This window comes from Pseudomonas sp. EA_35y_Pfl2_R111 (assembly GCF_963970955.1).
In the GTDB taxonomy this organism is placed as follows: domain Bacteria; phylum Pseudomonadota; class Gammaproteobacteria; order Pseudomonadales; family Pseudomonadaceae; genus Aquipseudomonas.
Genome location: NZ_CAXAOM010000002.1, coordinates 199,341 through 212,844, shown reverse-complemented (window position 1 = coordinate 212,844; position 13,504 = coordinate 199,341). Strand labels below are relative to the sequence as shown.

Below are 13,504 nucleotides of genomic sequence, written 5' to 3'. Positions count from 1 at the left end.
AGGCCCCCCGGATGACTGATAAAAACGATTCGATTTTCAGCCGCGCCGCCATTGCCGGTCACCCGTTGCACCCGATGATGATCCACTTTCCGGTAGCGGCGCTGCTGGGCTTGGTTGCCAGTGACCTGGCCTACCTGTGGAACGATGATCCGTTCTGGTGGCGTGCCAGTCTCTGGCTGGCCGGTATAGGCTCGCTGGGTGGTTGGCTGGCCAGCCTGGCAGGTTTGGTAGATTTGCTTACGGTCGAGCGTATCCGTCTGAAGATCACGGCCTGGTGCCACGCCATCATCGCCGTGATGATGCTCTCGCTGGCGACTCTGAACTGGCTGCTGCGTTATCAAGGCCCGGACGGCATGCAGCTCTGGTGTCTGTACCTGTCGCTGCTGACCGCGTGTCTGATTGCCCTGGCCGCTTACCTTGGCGGGCGACTGGTCTATGAACAAGCGGTCGGCGTCGAGGTGAATCTCTGAGCTCGCCGCTGCGGCGCTGGGGTCGGGCACGTTCATAGACGGTGTCGAGTCCTCATTCAGAATGCGGGTTTGGCCAGCACCAACCAGAGCGTGACGGCGATCAGCGCGACCATTAGCGCTCCGATGCCCAAGCAGTGGTGGCCAATGGCGCGCGCTGGGGTGCGCTCGATACGCAGAATCAATACCCCACACAGCGCATGGCACAGCACCATGCCGGCCACGGCGCTGAGTTTAAGAATCAGCCAGGGATCAAACACCGACTCACGTACGAACAATAGCGTGCCTGAACCGATCGCCAGTAACGCTGCTGGCGTGGCGAGCAGGGTGAAGACCATGCGCGTCAGATGGGCGTGATCACGGTAGAACAGCGCCTCGTTGCTACGGGTGCCGGCCGCGATCAGCGCGGGAAGGTAAAGCAGGGAGCCGCACCAGCCGATAAAGGCAATGAAATGCAGCAGTTTGAGTAGCGGCATAGCTGCCCATCCATTGCTGGCCACGGTTGCGGGCCAAGTCCGTTGTTTCCCTGTGACTACCGAATGGCCTCTTAGGTTCGACTGTTTTCCAGCGACCGCGCGCGCGAAGGCTTATCAAGATCATGGCAAAGCCTGCTTGCTTGCCAGAATCACTGCGAAACTGATCTGTGATATGCATCGCGTGAACGGCAAATTACTGGCCAGTCGCCATGTGTTCTAATGCGCGCCAAAATAATGATTCGGTTACCGTTAGCCGGCGTAATTAACTTCCTACAAGGACGTTGCATGTTTCATCTTAAGTCGATCAGTAAAGGCTTTGTTCGGGCTAAATTGCTGCGCAATCAGTTCCTGATTGCCAGCGATCAGTTTCCTGGTGTCCAGGCCGCATTGCAGCGCTTCTTCGAAGCCCCTCAAGACTGCAGAACTCTTGATCCACTAGAGGAAACACGTGGTGTCTATCTGCTTGAAGGCACTCAGCAGTGGGTACTCAAGTACAACCACTTGACCAGTTGGAAGAAGCAGCTGACCAATTTCTTCGGTAAAAAGAAGAGCTATGGTTTGCACGATCTGACCAATGAATTTATCAATTTGCAGCGCATCAATCCGGCCGCCGATTTCGTGCCACGGGTGGCCGCCTATGGATACCACACGCGTCGGCTGTTTTTCCTCAAAGAAGAATATTTGTTGGTGAACTTCTTCGCTGACCACTGCGATGTCGACAAGCGTTTGCAAAGCAACCCGGAGCAGGCTGAACAACTACTGGAGCAGATATTCGAGTTGTTTAGTCGGATGTTGGCGTTGGGGTTCTGTCATCTCGACCCACACCCGAAAAATATTCTGATTGGACCGGACCAGCAATTACGGTTGATTGATTTCGAGTGTTGTGCACATCAAGTGCTGGAGCAGAACTTCGCGCTGGGCTTTCTTCACGGCTATTTCTACACCTACTGGTTTCAACGCTTTATCAGCAAGGAGCGTTATCACCATGTGAGCGACAGCTACCTGCGCAGAGCCCACCCGGCGTTAAAAAGCAGCGTATTTGAACCGGTTTATTTGCGTTTTCGTGATCATAAAGTGAGTCGGACTACGCGCTATTCCGTAATGACATCGCTGCCAGCACAGCAGGCATTCTGTGAAAAGCTGAACGGCCGCTAGTCAGCCTATTAGTTAGTTCAACGATGTTATTCCCAATAAAAAGCCGCAATAAATTGCGGCTTTTTATTGGGAGCAGGTTTGCTCAGGTCTTATCGACTTGTCGTGGAAACAGCGGGACGCCGCAGCGGGTACAGTAGGCGGCACTGTGTTCGTGAGTGCTTTTGGCGCAGTTTGGGCAGTCATGAATCATATGGCTCTCGCCGCGCATAGCGTTGGCCAGTTCAGCAGTGAAAATCCCGGTAGGCACGGCGATGATTGAATAGCCGGTGATCATCACCAGAGTCGACAGCGCCTGACCTAGCGGGGTTTGCGGGACGATATCACCAAAACCAACGGTGGTCAGGGTAACCACGGCCCAGTAGATGCCCTTGGGAATGCTGGTGAATCCGTGCACTGGGCCTTCAATCACGTACATCAGGGTGCCGAATACGGTAACCATGGTGGCGATGCAGGCGAAGAACACGATGATCTTTTGCCTACTGCCGCGTAACGCCGTGAGCAGAAAATTGGCCTGGCGCAGGTAAGGGCTGAGCTTGAGTACGCGGAACACCCGCAGCATACGGATTACCCGAATGATCAGCAGGTACTGGGTGTCCGGATAGAAGAGGGCGAGGATGCCGGGAAGAATGGCCAGCAGGTCGATCAGGCCGAAGAAGCTGAAGGCATAGCGTAGCGGCTTGGGCGCGCAATATAGGCGCACCACATATTCGATGGCGAACAGCGCGGTAAAGCCCCATTCAACCCCCGCCAGCAACCCCGCGTACTGACTATGCACACTGTCGATGCTGTCGAGCATCACCACTACCAGGCTTGCGAGAATGGTCAGCAGCAGGTAGCGGTCGAAGCGTTGTCCGGCCGGCGTGTCGGTGTGGAAGATGATGCTGTAGAGGTTTTGCCGCGTATCCATGGTGTTCTGGCTGCTCTGTCTGTGCCGCTCGCAAGGGGGCGAGTAGGCTAATAGCGCAGCCTAGGGAGTTTTATCGTGGCGATGCAAGCCTTTGCATTTGTTGGGCGGCAGCGGTGTGCAGTCGGCCGCCGCTTTACTTAGCAGACGCTGGCTGGCGCTGACCAACCAGCACGTGAGGATAAACGGCATGGTCAGCGCGGGTAGACCCAGGGCACTGAAGCCCGGTTGTAGCACAAGTGCCAGAGCGATACCGAGAGCTGGCAGCCATGGGCGGCGGTGCACCTGGCTGAGAGCGATGGCCGCCAGGGCTGCGTTGTAGCCGTACAGGCCGATGAGCGCGCTGTGCTGCGGCAAACCCTGATACAGCGCCAGGGCCAAGCCTCCGGAGGAACCGAGCAGCGCCCAGCAGGCAGCGCGGCGATCCGCCAGCAACAGGCCGATTAGCAGACAAACGCCGGCCAACGGTTGATCGAGAAAAATCACCTGACCCAGCCCGCGCGCCATGGCGATCACGCTGGCCCACCAATCGAGTGGATGCGCCTGGCCTGGCACGGCTTGCGCCAACTCAAGCTGCAGAACAGGTGCCAGCCATAGCAGCAACCAGCTCAAGCCGACAAAGGGGAAGGTAAAGGCGGGCAGCCATTGGCGTTCGCGCATGCGCTGCATCCAGGCGGCCAGCAGCAGGCTGGATGCCCCGGCGCTGACGATGATCAGCAGTGGCAGCAGCGCCGACCAGGCGAACTGCAGGCTGATCAGCATGCCCAGCAGAACACCGTTGTAGCCATACAGGCCCAGCTCGATATCCGCCTGCGCATAACCACGACGCTGTGCAGTCAGCGTACTGCTAAGGCAACCGAGCAGTGCGCCGCCGAGCAGCTGCGGCGCGCCGATAGCAATCGCCAGCAGCATCAGCAAGCCACAGCCGGGATGGGCTTGTAGAAAAATCTGGCTAAAGCCGTTAAGCAGGGCACGAGAGCCTTGCAAGGCGTAAGGGGCGAGCGGTAATGGCGACATACAGACGAACCTGAGTAGACGATCACCAGGGCCATAAAAAGAGGCACCCACCGCGGGAACAGTGGGTGCCTACAAAACTGGCAAAGCCAGCGTGGGATAGTGCTGTAGGGTGGATGACGCTTTTTTCATCCACCATCGCGGTTGGTGGATGGGTGAAGCGTCATCCACCCTACGAGTTTGCAGTCAGCTTCAACGCAGAATTTCAATACGCAAGCTGTTGGTGCTGCCCGATTGGCCCAATGGCTCGCCCGCAGTAATCACCACGGTGTCGCCGGTTTTCGCCAGCCCGGTCGAACGGGCGGTCTCCAGGGCAGTGCGGGCGACTTCTTCAACCTTGTGTAGACGCGCGTTGACCATCGAGTACACGCCCCAGGCCACGCTCAGACGTCGCGCGGTATCCAGGCTTGGGGTCAGGCTGAGGATTGGCGCTTTCGGCCGCTCGCGCGAGGCACGCAGGCTGGAATTACCCGACTCGGTGTAATTGACCAGCACCGCGACCGGCAGGATGGTGCTGATACGACGAATCGCGCAGCTGATCGCATCCGATGCGGTGGCTTCGGCTTGTGGGCGGCTGACATCCAGTTGGGCCTGGAAGTCCGGGCCGTTTTCTACCTGGCGGATGATCTTGCTCATCATCTGCACGGCTTCCAGCGGGTAGTCGCCGGAAGCGGTTTCCGCCGAGAGCATCACCGCATCGGCGCCTTCAGCCACGGCGTTGGCCACGTCGGTGACCTCAGCGCGGGTCGGCGCAGGGGAGAAACGCATGGATTCAAGCATCTGCGTGGCCACTACTACCGGCTTACCGAGCTGGCGGCAGGTGCGGATGATGTCGCGCTGGATGCGCGGTACATTCTCGGCCGGCACTTCCACGCCCAGATCACCGCGGGCGACCATGATCGCGTCGCACAGCTTGGCGATTTCCTCCAGGTGAATCACCGCTGACGGTTTCTCGATCTTGGCCATCAGGAAGGCGCGATCACCAATCAGCTGACGGGCTTCGATAATGTCTTCCGGGCGCTGCACAAACGACAGCGCCACCCAGTCCACCCCCAGCTCCAGGCCGAAGCTCAGGTCGCGGCGGTCTTTCTCGGTCAGTGGGCTCAGCTGCAGCACGGCTTCCGGCACGTTGACGCCTTTGCGGTCGGACAGTTCGCCACCGGCGATCACTTCAGTGATCACCGCATCGCTGTGCTTGGCGGTGACCTGTAGGCGCAGGCGGCCATCGTCGAGCAGCAGGCTCATGCCCGGTTGCAGCGCTTCGATGATTTCCGGGTGGGGCAGGTTGACCCGATTGACGTCGCCAGGCGTGCTGTCGAGGTCCAGGCGCAGGGTCTGGCCGCGTTGCAAGTTGACCTTGCCCTCAGCAAAACGGCCGACGCGCAGCTTCGGCCCTTGCAGGTCCATCAGGATGCCGATCGGGGTGTTCAGCTGCTGCTCGACTTCACGCACCCAGTCGAAGCGTTGGGCGTGGTCGGCGTGTTCGCCGTGGCTGAAGTTGAGGCGGAACAGGTTGACTCCGTTCTCGACCAGTTGGCGGATGTCATCGATGGTTTTGATCGCTGGGCCAAGGGTGGCGAGGATTTTTACTTTCTTGTCGGCGTTCATTTGGCAGGGTTCTCAAGGATCAGAATGGCGCGAAAATCGTTGACGTTGGTACGCGTCGGCCCGGTGACGATCAGCTGATCGAGGGCGGCGAAGTAGCCGTAGCCGTTGTTGTTATCCAGCTCATCGCTGCTGCTCAGGCCCAGGGCATGGGCGCGTGCATAACTGTCGGGGGTCATGATGGCCCCGGCGTTGTCTTCCGAACCGTCGATGCCGTCGGTATCACCGGCCAGGGCATACACCCCGGGCAGGCCCTTGAGGCTGTCGGTCAGGCTCAAGAGGAATTCGGCGTTGCGGCCGCCACGGCCCTTGCCGCGTACAGTCACCGTGGTTTCACCGCCAGAGAGAATCACGCAGGGCGCTTTGATCGGTTGGCCATGCAGGCGCACCTGTTTGGCGATGCCGGCATGCACCTTGGCGACTTCCCGCGATTCGCCTTCCAGGTCACCGAGGATCAGCGTCGGCAAGCCAGCTGCGCGCGCCTTAGCGGCGGCAGCGTCGAGGGATTGCTGTGGGCGGGCAATCAGCTGGAAGTGGCTGCGGGCCAGGCACGGGTCGCCAGGTTTGACGGTTTCCGAGGCCGGGTTTTGCAGCCAGGCGCGTACGTTGCCCGGGATCTCTATTTGATAGCGGGCGAGGATCGCCAGGGCTTCGACCGAGGTGGTCGGGTCGGCCACGGTTGGGCCGGAGGCAATCACCGTGGCTTCATCGCCCGGTACATCGGAAATCGCGTAGGTGTAGACGCTGGCCGGCCAGCTGGCTTTGGCCAGGCGGCCGCCCTTGATTGCGGAAAGGTGCTTGCGCACGCAGTTCATTTCGCCAATCGATGCGCCGGATTTCAGTAGGGCTTTGTTGACGGCTTGTTTGTCTTGCAGGCTGATGCCTTCAGCGGGCAGGGCGAGCAGGGACGAGCCGCCACCAGAAAGCAGAAAGATCACCTTGTCGTCTTCGCTGAGGTTGCTGACCAGCTCCAGCACGCGGCGCGCCACGCGCTCACCGGCATCGTCCGGCACCGGGTGGGCGGCTTCGACCACTTCGATCTTTTTGCAGTTGGCACCGTGCTCATAACGGGTGACCACCAGGCCGGAGACCTCGCCTTGCCATTCCTGCTCGATCACTTCGGCCATGGCGGCGGCGGCCTTGCCAGCGCCAATGACGATAACGCGGCCGCTGCGATCTTCCGGCAGGTAGTCAGCCAGAACCTGGCGCGGGTGGGCGGCGTCGATGGCGCTGGCGAACAGTTCGCGCAGTAGAGACGTTGGATTGAAAGACGGATCGATGGACATGGTGATCTCTCTTGGTCTGGATCAACTTCGATTCTAGTGCGTAGCGTCCTGAGACAAGACGCTGCGCACTAGAATCGACCCACCCGGCAGGCAGGCCGTGACACCGCCTGCCGGACAGATCGAAAGGGTTGTTTCAGTGCGGCTGACCCCGCCCTGAAACCTGTTACTTACTCACCACGGATGTTGAAGTTGGCCATATGTTCCAGGCCTTTGATCAACGCCGAGTGGTCCCAGTTGCTGCCACCGATGGCCGCACAGGTGCTGAACACTTGCTGAGCGTTGGCGGTGTTGGGCAGGTTAAGGCCCAGTTCGCGAGCGCCGGCCAGGGCCAGGTTGAGGTCCTTCTGGTGCAGGCTGATGCGGAAGCCTGGGTCGAAGGTGCCCTTGATCATGCGCTCACCGTGCACTTCAAGGATCTTCGAGCCAGCGAAACCGCCCATCAGCGCTTCACGCACCTTGGCTGGATCGGCACCGTTCTTCGCGGCGAACAGCAGAGCTTCGGCCACTGCCTGGATGTTCAGGGCCACGATGATCTGGTTGGCGACCTTGGCGGTCTGACCGTCACCGTTACCGCCAACGCGGGTGATGTTCTTGCCCATGGCCTGGAACAGCGGCAGCGCGCGCTCGAAGGCATTCGGGCAGCCGCCGATCATGATCGACAGGGTGGCGGCTTTGGCACCTACTTCACCGCCGGATACCGGGGCGTCGAGGTAGGCAGCGCCCGTGGCCTTGATCTTCTCGGCGAAGACCTTGGTAGCGGTGGGGGAGATCGAGCTCATGTCGATCACTACTTTGCCAGCGCCTACGCCTGCGGCAACGCCGTCAGCGCGGAACAGAACGTCTTCAACCTGGGGGGTATCCGGCACCATGATGATGATGAATTCGGCTTCCTGCGCCACTTCGCGCGGGTTGGCCAGACCGATGCCGTTGTCGCCCAGCAGGTCGGCCGGGGCCTTGTCGAAGTGCTCGGAGAAGAACAGGGTGTGCCCGGCTTTTTGCAGGTTCTGCGCCATAGGCTTGCCCATGATGCCGGTGCCGATAAATCCGATTTTTGCCATGAGTAGAATCTCCTGGAGTGTTGCGGTCTAGTGGCTCCGTAGGATGGGTGAAACCCATCACCGGGTGCCGTGCTTGATGGGTTTCACCCATCCTACGATTCAGATTGCGTTATGCGCTTTCATCCAGCCAAGGCCGGCAGCGGTGGTGGTTGCCGGCTTGTATTCACAGCCGATCCAGCCCTGGTAGCCGATGCGATCCAGGTGCTCGAAGAGGAAACGGTAGTTGATCTCGCCAGTGCCCGGCTCGTTGCGGCCCGGGTTGTCGGCCAACTGCACATGGTTGATCACTGCAAGGTTGGCCTCGACGGTACGCGCCAGGTCACCTTCCATGATTTGCATGTGGTAGATGTCGTATTGCAGGAACAGGTTGCTGCCGGCGACCTTGTCGCGAATGGCCAGCGCCTGCTGGGTGGTGTTCAGGTAGAAGCCTGGGATGTCGCGGGTGTTGATCATTTCCATGACCAGCTTGATGCCGGCGGCTTGCAGCTTTTCAGCAGCAAACTTGAGGTTCTCAACGAAGGTTTGCTCGACGGTGGCGCAATCCAGACCCTGCGGACGGATACCGGCCAGGCAGTTGATCTGCTTGTTGCCCAGCACCTTGGCATAGGCGATGGCCTGGTCGACACCGGCGCGGAATTCTTCAACGCGGTCGGGGTGGCAGGCGATACCGCGCTCGCCCTTGGCCCAGTCGCCGGCGGGCAGGTTGAACAGCACCTGCTCCAGGCGGTTGGCATCCAGGCGCGCCTTGATCACTTCAGCGGCGAAGTCATAAGGAAACAGGTATTCGACACCGCTGAAGCCAGCGGCTGCGGCAGCGTCGAAACGGTCCAGAAAGTCCACTTCGGTGAACAGCATGGACAGGTTGGCGGCAAAACGGGGCATAAAACATTCCTCGGTTGCGTAGGTGGATGGCCACCCCGGTGAAAACCGCGCAGCGCTTTCCACCGGGGAGTTGGTGGATGTGCTTCGCGACATCCACCCTACGGTTGCATCAATCCAGCAGCGAAATGGCCGTCGGGGCGTCGGCGCCGCGTTCGGCGAGTTCTTCGAACTCGTTAACCGCGTTGATTTCCACACCCATGGAGATGTTGGTGACACGCTCCAGGATGATTTCGACCATGACCGGTACGCGGAACTCTTCCATCAGCGCCTTGGCCTTGGCCAATGCCGCCTGGATGTCGTTCGGCTCGAATACACGCACGGCCTTACAGCCCAGGCCTTCCACCACGGCAACGTGGTCGACGCCGTAACCGTTGATCTCGGGTGCGTTGATGTTCTCGAAGGCCAACTGCACGCAGTAGTCCATCTCGAAACCGCGCTGCGACTGACGGATCAGACCCAGGTAGGAGTTATTCACCACCACGTGGATGTACGGCAGGTTGAACTGCGCGCCGACAGCCAGCTCTTCGATCATGAACTGGAAGTCATAGTCGCCCGACAGTGCCACGACGTTACGGGTCGGATCAGCCTTTACCACGCCCAGCGCTGCCGGAATGGTCCAGCCGAGCGGGCCGGCCTGGCCACAGTTGATCCAGTGACGTGGCTTGTAGACGTGAAGGAACTGTGCGCCGGCGATTTGCGACAGGCCGATGGTGCTGACGTAGCAGGTGTCCTTGCCGAAGAACTCGTTCATCTCTTCGTACACGCGCTGCGGCTTGACCGGTACGTTGTCGAAGTGGGTCTTGCGCTGCAGGGTGCGCTTGCGCTCGCGGCAGGATTCTACCCAAGCGCTGCGATCTTTCAGCTTGCCAGCGGTTTTCCACTCGCGGGCCACTTCGATAAAGGCATCCAGCGCCGCACGGGCGTCGGAAACGATACCCAGGTCCGGGTTGAACACGCGGCCAATCTGCGTTGGTTCGATGTCGACGTGAATGAACTTACGACCTTCGGTGTACACATCGATCGTGCCGGTGTGGCGGTTGGCCCAACGGTTACCGATACCGAATACCAAGTCGGATTCCAGCAAGGTGGCGTTGCCGTAACGGTGCGAAGTCTGCAGACCGACCATGCCGACCATCAGCTTGTGGTCATCCGGAATCGCGCCCCAGCCCATCAGGGTCGGGATTACCGGTACGCCGGTCAGTTCGGCGAACTCAACCAGCTGCTCGGCCGCGTCGGCGTTGAAGATGCCGCCGCCAGCAACCAGCAACGGACGCTCGGCGTCATTGAGCATGGCCAGGGCTTTTTCAGCCTGAACTCGGTTAGCAGCTGGCTTGGCCAGCGGCAGTGGTTCGTAGGCGTCGATGTCGAATTCGATCTCGGCCATCTGTACGTCGAACGGCAGGTCGATCAGCACGGGGCCTGGGCGGCCGCTGCGCATTTCATAGAAGGCTTTCTGGAAGGCGCGCGGCACTTGGCCCGGCTCCATCACCGTGGTCGCCCACTTGGTCACCGGCTTGACGATGCTAGTGATGTCGACGGCCTGGAAGTCTTCCTTGTGCATGCGGGCACGCGGCGCTTGGCCGGTAATGCACAGAATCGGGATGGAGTCAGCGGAGGCTGAGTAGAGGCCGGTCACCATGTCGGTGCCGGCTGGGCCGGAGGTGCCGATGCACACGCCAATATTGCCGGCATTGGTGCGGGTGTAACCCTCAGCCATGTGCGAGGCACCTTCGACGTGGCGAGCCAGGACGTGGTCGATACCGCCGACTTTCTTCAGTGCAGCGTACAGGGGGTTGATGGCGGCGCCGGGGATGCCGAACGCAGTGTCAACGCCTTCGCGGCGCATCACCAGTACGGCGGCCTCGATTGCTCTCATTTTGGCCATTGTCTTGTGCCTCGTTTGTTATCAGATTGTATACAAAACAGCTGGCTTGGATTCTATTCATGGCCTGACCTTCAGGTCAACCCGTTTTGTCGCCGAGACGCTGTCTGGCAAAAAATCTTTTAAAACAACCGTTTTAGCTGGGGCGCTTGATCTGCTGCGGAAGCGCTTGCTTGTAACTGTATACAAGTATTGTTTGTATTGTATTCGACTATTGAGTTTTTTGTTTCTGGTGAGATAGTGGTGCTGAGCTTTGGATTGCCCGGCAGCTGTCAACCGCCCTGCAGGCGCTGCGGTGCCGGGTGTTTCGTAGGATTTATCAGCATCGAAGGAAGACCCAACATGAGTACGTTGAATCTGCAAATCGCCACCACCATCAGCAACCGCGCCCTGGCTGTCGGCCGGGAAATCTCTGCAGCACCGCTAACGGTGGCTGTGCTGGATGCTGGTGGGCATCTGATCAGCCTGCAGCGCGAAGACGGCGCCAGCTTGCTGCGCCCGCAAATTGCCATCGGCAAGGCCTGGGGTGCTTTGGCACTGGGCAAGGGCTCGCGCCTGATTGCCGCCGACGCTCAGCAGCGCCCAGCATTTATCGGCGCGGTAAACAATCTGGCTGACGGCCAGCTGGTGCCGGCACCGGGTGGTGTGTTGATTCGTGACGAGCGCGGCGAAGTGATCGGCGCCGTGGGCATCACCGGTGACACGTCGGATATCGATGAGCAGTGCGCGGTCAGCGCGGTGGAGTCGGTCGGGCTGAAGGCGGATGCGGGTATCGCTGCTTGATGATGTGCAGCTTTCGCAGTCACTAGAACGGCAATAAAAAACGGTGGATACCCTCAAGGTATCCACCGTTTTTTATGCGCGTTTAACCAAGGGCAGGGCGCACAATAGGGTTACGCGTTGGTGACCTGCTCTGATGAGCTGGGCTGGGTCTCGTCGATCTCGCAGCCCTTGATCACCAGGCGGATGATGGTCTGCGCGGCGGCTTCGTAGTCGGCTTCGTCCAGGTTGGCTTTGCCGGTGACGGTGGAAATTTGCCAGTCGAAGTCGGCGTAGGTCTGGGTTGCGGCCCAGATACTGAACAGCAGGTGATGCGGGTCTACCTTGGCCATCAGGCCCTGGTCGATCCAGCCCTGGATGCAGGAAATATTATGCTTGGCCTGGGCGTTCAGTTGCGCGGTCTGGTCGGCGGACAGGTGCGGTGCACCGTGCATGATTTCGCTGGCGAATACCTTGGAGGCGGAGGGCAGTTCGCGGGAGATGCGGATCTTCGAGCGGATATAAGCGCGCAGCACGTCGGCGGGTTTCCCCGGCTGATTGAACGGCGCAGAGGCCTCCAGCAGCGGTTCGATAATGCTTTCCAGCACTTCGCGGTAGAGGTTTTCTTTCGACTTAAAGTAGTAGTAGACGTTGGGCTTAGGTACCCCGGCCTTGGCGGCGATATCGCTGGTTTTGCTGGCAGCAAAGCCTTTGTCGGCGAACTCCTCACTGGCTGCGCGTAAAATCAGCTCTCTGTTACGCTCGCGAATACTGGTCATAAGCCTCTTTGCTTCTGTCGAACGCCCGTCGCTGGGCAGCGCCGGGATGGTAGCATCGGCTTTACACAGCGCTCAAGGCTTGTGGCCTGGGCTCTGGAAGGGCTATCTGACTTGCAGGTCAGGTTGTTGTATACAAATTTTGATTTTTCTGTTTTTATCTCGCCATAAGCATTCATAACAAAAAGTCTCGGCTCGATGAGCTCCAGGAGACACGTAGTGAACAATCAGCTGGTTGACCCCTTCGGTCGGCGCATCACCTATCTACGGTTATCGGTTACCGATCGCTGCGATTTCCGCTGCACCTATTGCATGAGTGAGGACATGGTGTTCGCCCCGCGCGAGCAGATCCTCAGTCTTGAAGAACTTTATGCAGTGGCGGATGCCTTTATCGGCCTCGGGGTCAAACGCATCCGCATCACTGGTGGCGAGCCGCTGGTGCGCAAGAACCTGCTCAGCCTACTGACCCGCCTGGGCCAGCGCTCGGAGCTGGAAGACCTGGCCATTACCACCAATGGCTCGCAACTGGCTGACCTGGCGCCGCAACTGCATGCGGCCGGGGTCAAACGCCTAAATGTAAGCCTGGATTCTCTACAACGCGAACGCTTTGCGGCCTTTACCCGGCGGGACAAGCTCGACCAGGTGCTGAACGGCATCGAAGTGGCGCGCGCCGCCGGCTTTCGCAAGATCAAACTCAATGCTGTGGTGCAGAAAGGCCGCAACGATGACGAAGTGCTCGACCTAGTCGAGTTCGCCATGGCGCGTGGCCTGGACATCAGCTTTATCGAAGAAATGCCCCTGGGTAGTATTTCCAGTCACCAGCGCGAGCAGACTTTCTGTTCCAGTGATGAAGTGCGCGAGCGCATCGAGCAGCGTTATGCCCTGGTGCGTAGCAGCAAGCTGACCGGCGGGCCGTCGCGCTACTGGCAAGTGGTCGGCAGTGACACCCAGGTCGGCTTTATCTCACCGCACAGCCATAACTTCTGCGGCGACTGCAACCGTGTGCGGGTAACCGCCGAGGGCAAGCTGGTACTTTGCCTGGGTCATGAAAATGCTCTGGACTTGAAAAGCCTGATGCGAGCCCACCCCGGCGACAGCCAGCGCCTGAGTGAAGCTTTGATGCAGGCCTTGCAGTTGAAACCCGAGCGTCATCACTTTGAGACCGATGCCCAGGTTCAGGTTATTCGCTTTATGAGCATGACCGGTGGCTAGCCCCTAGCCGTTTCGGATCCATTCGTTC

13 protein-coding genes are annotated in these 13,504 nt (G+C 59.5%); 4 read left to right on the top strand and 9 right to left on the bottom strand.

All coding sequences use genetic code 11. The features are described 5' to 3' along the window. Positions 1-11: 11 nt before the first annotated feature. Entirely contained in the window at positions 12-470 is a 459-nt protein-coding gene (locus tag AACY25_RS09570; RefSeq protein ID WP_339411109.1) for a DUF2231 domain-containing protein, read from the top strand. A 56-nt stretch (positions 471-526) separates the two neighbouring features. Here the strand turns inward: AACY25_RS09570 and AACY25_RS09565 are convergent, their stop codons facing one another. Continuing rightward, on the bottom strand, positions 527-943 hold the full coding sequence (locus tag AACY25_RS09565) for a CopD family protein (protein WP_339524121.1): 417 nt from the start codon (positions 941-943) through the stop codon (positions 527-529). Between the two features lie 285 nt (positions 944-1,228). Between AACY25_RS09565 and AACY25_RS09560 the strand changes: the two genes are divergently transcribed. Continuing rightward, positions 1,229-2,098: a lipopolysaccharide kinase InaA family protein gene (locus AACY25_RS09560; RefSeq protein ID WP_339524119.1), complete on the top strand. Its 870-nt coding sequence runs from the start codon at positions 1,229-1,231 to the stop codon at positions 2,096-2,098. 82 nt (positions 2,099-2,180) lie between these two features. On the opposite strand, the gene AACY25_RS09555 is transcribed toward AACY25_RS09560, so the two are convergent. From AACY25_RS09555 to gcl, 7 genes are all read right to left on the bottom strand, one after another. Beyond that, a complete protein-coding gene (locus AACY25_RS09555; RefSeq protein ID WP_339411113.1) occupies positions 2,181-3,005 on the bottom strand; it encodes an ion transporter in 825 nt (274 codons plus the stop codon). 60 nt (positions 3,006-3,065) lie between these two features. Then, positions 3,066-4,019 carry an urea transporter gene (locus tag AACY25_RS09550; protein WP_339524117.1) on the bottom strand — a complete coding sequence of 318 codons (954 nt, stop codon included), beginning with the start codon at positions 4,017-4,019 and terminating at the stop codon, positions 3,066-3,068. Positions 4,020-4,208: 189 nt separating this feature from the next. Continuing rightward, a complete protein-coding gene (pyk, locus tag AACY25_RS09545) occupies positions 4,209-5,624 on the bottom strand; it encodes a pyruvate kinase (protein WP_339524115.1) in 1,416 nt (471 codons plus the stop codon). After that, on the bottom strand, positions 5,621-6,907 hold the full coding sequence (locus AACY25_RS09540) for a glycerate kinase type-2 family protein (RefSeq protein ID WP_339524114.1): 1,287 nt from the start codon (positions 6,905-6,907) through the stop codon (positions 5,621-5,623). The genes pyk and AACY25_RS09540 overlap by 4 nt, the downstream gene beginning before the upstream one ends. 167 nt (positions 6,908-7,074) lie before the next feature. Continuing rightward, on the bottom strand, positions 7,075-7,965 hold the full coding sequence (locus tag AACY25_RS09535) for a 2-hydroxy-3-oxopropionate reductase (RefSeq protein WP_160087072.1): 891 nt from the start codon (positions 7,963-7,965) through the stop codon (positions 7,075-7,077). A 99-nt stretch (positions 7,966-8,064) separates the two neighbouring features. Continuing rightward, positions 8,065-8,847: a hydroxypyruvate isomerase gene (gene hyi / locus AACY25_RS09530; protein ID WP_339524113.1), complete on the bottom strand. Its 783-nt coding sequence runs from the start codon at positions 8,845-8,847 to the stop codon at positions 8,065-8,067. A gap of 109 nt (positions 8,848-8,956) precedes the next feature. Beyond that, positions 8,957-10,732: a glyoxylate carboligase gene (gene gcl / locus AACY25_RS09525; protein ID WP_339524111.1), complete on the bottom strand. Its 1,776-nt coding sequence runs from the start codon at positions 10,730-10,732 to the stop codon at positions 8,957-8,959. Between the two features lie 339 nt (positions 10,733-11,071). On the opposite strand from gcl, the gene AACY25_RS09520 reads away from it, so the two are divergent. After that, a complete protein-coding gene (locus AACY25_RS09520) occupies positions 11,072-11,512 on the top strand; it encodes a GlcG/HbpS family heme-binding protein (RefSeq protein WP_275962899.1) in 441 nt (146 codons plus the stop codon). A gap of 110 nt (positions 11,513-11,622) precedes the next feature. Here AACY25_RS09520 and AACY25_RS09515 read toward each other — a convergent pair whose 3' ends face one another. After that, positions 11,623-12,267, bottom strand: a complete 645-nt coding sequence (locus AACY25_RS09515; RefSeq protein ID WP_339524110.1) for a TetR/AcrR family transcriptional regulator — start codon at positions 12,265-12,267, stop codon at positions 11,623-11,625. A gap of 216 nt (positions 12,268-12,483) precedes the next feature. On the opposite strand from AACY25_RS09515, the gene moaA reads away from it, so the two are divergent. Beyond that, positions 12,484-13,476 carry a GTP 3',8-cyclase MoaA gene (gene moaA / locus AACY25_RS09510; protein WP_445262134.1) on the top strand — a complete coding sequence of 331 codons (993 nt, stop codon included), beginning with the start codon at positions 12,484-12,486 and terminating at the stop codon, positions 13,474-13,476. The last annotated feature ends 28 nt before the right edge of the window (positions 13,477-13,504 follow it).

Excerpts from the sequence above, each read along its gene's own strand:
- AACY25_RS09570 (WP_339411109.1), top strand. The coding sequence starts at position 12 with ATGACTGATAAAAACGATTCGATTTTCAGCCGCGCCGCCATTGCCGGT.
- AACY25_RS09565 (WP_339524121.1), bottom strand. The coding sequence starts at position 943 with ATGCCGCTACTCAAACTGCTGCATTTCATTGCCTTTATCGGCTGGTGC.
- AACY25_RS09560 (WP_339524119.1), top strand. The coding sequence starts at position 1,229 with ATGTTTCATCTTAAGTCGATCAGTAAAGGCTTTGTTCGGGCTAAATTG.
- AACY25_RS09555 (WP_339411113.1), bottom strand. The coding sequence starts at position 3,005 with ATGGATACGCGGCAAAACCTCTACAGCATCATCTTCCACACCGACACG.
- AACY25_RS09550 (WP_339524117.1), bottom strand. The coding sequence starts at position 4,019 with ATGTCGCCATTACCGCTCGCCCCTTACGCCTTGCAAGGCTCTCGTGCC.
- pyk (WP_339524115.1), bottom strand. The coding sequence starts at position 5,624 with ATGAACGCCGACAAGAAAGTAAAAATCCTCGCCACCCTTGGCCCAGCG.
- AACY25_RS09540 (WP_339524114.1), bottom strand. The coding sequence starts at position 6,907 with ATGTCCATCGATCCGTCTTTCAATCCAACGTCTCTACTGCGCGAACTG.
- AACY25_RS09535 (WP_160087072.1), bottom strand. The coding sequence starts at position 7,965 with ATGGCAAAAATCGGATTTATCGGCACCGGCATCATGGGCAAGCCTATG.
- hyi (WP_339524113.1), bottom strand. The coding sequence starts at position 8,847 with ATGCCCCGTTTTGCCGCCAACCTGTCCATGCTGTTCACCGAAGTGGAC.
- gcl (WP_339524111.1), bottom strand. The coding sequence starts at position 10,732 with ATGGCCAAAATGAGAGCAATCGAGGCCGCCGTACTGGTGATGCGCCGC.
- AACY25_RS09520 (WP_275962899.1), top strand. The coding sequence starts at position 11,072 with ATGAGTACGTTGAATCTGCAAATCGCCACCACCATCAGCAACCGCGCC.
- AACY25_RS09515 (WP_339524110.1), bottom strand. The coding sequence starts at position 12,267 with ATGACCAGTATTCGCGAGCGTAACAGAGAGCTGATTTTACGCGCAGCC.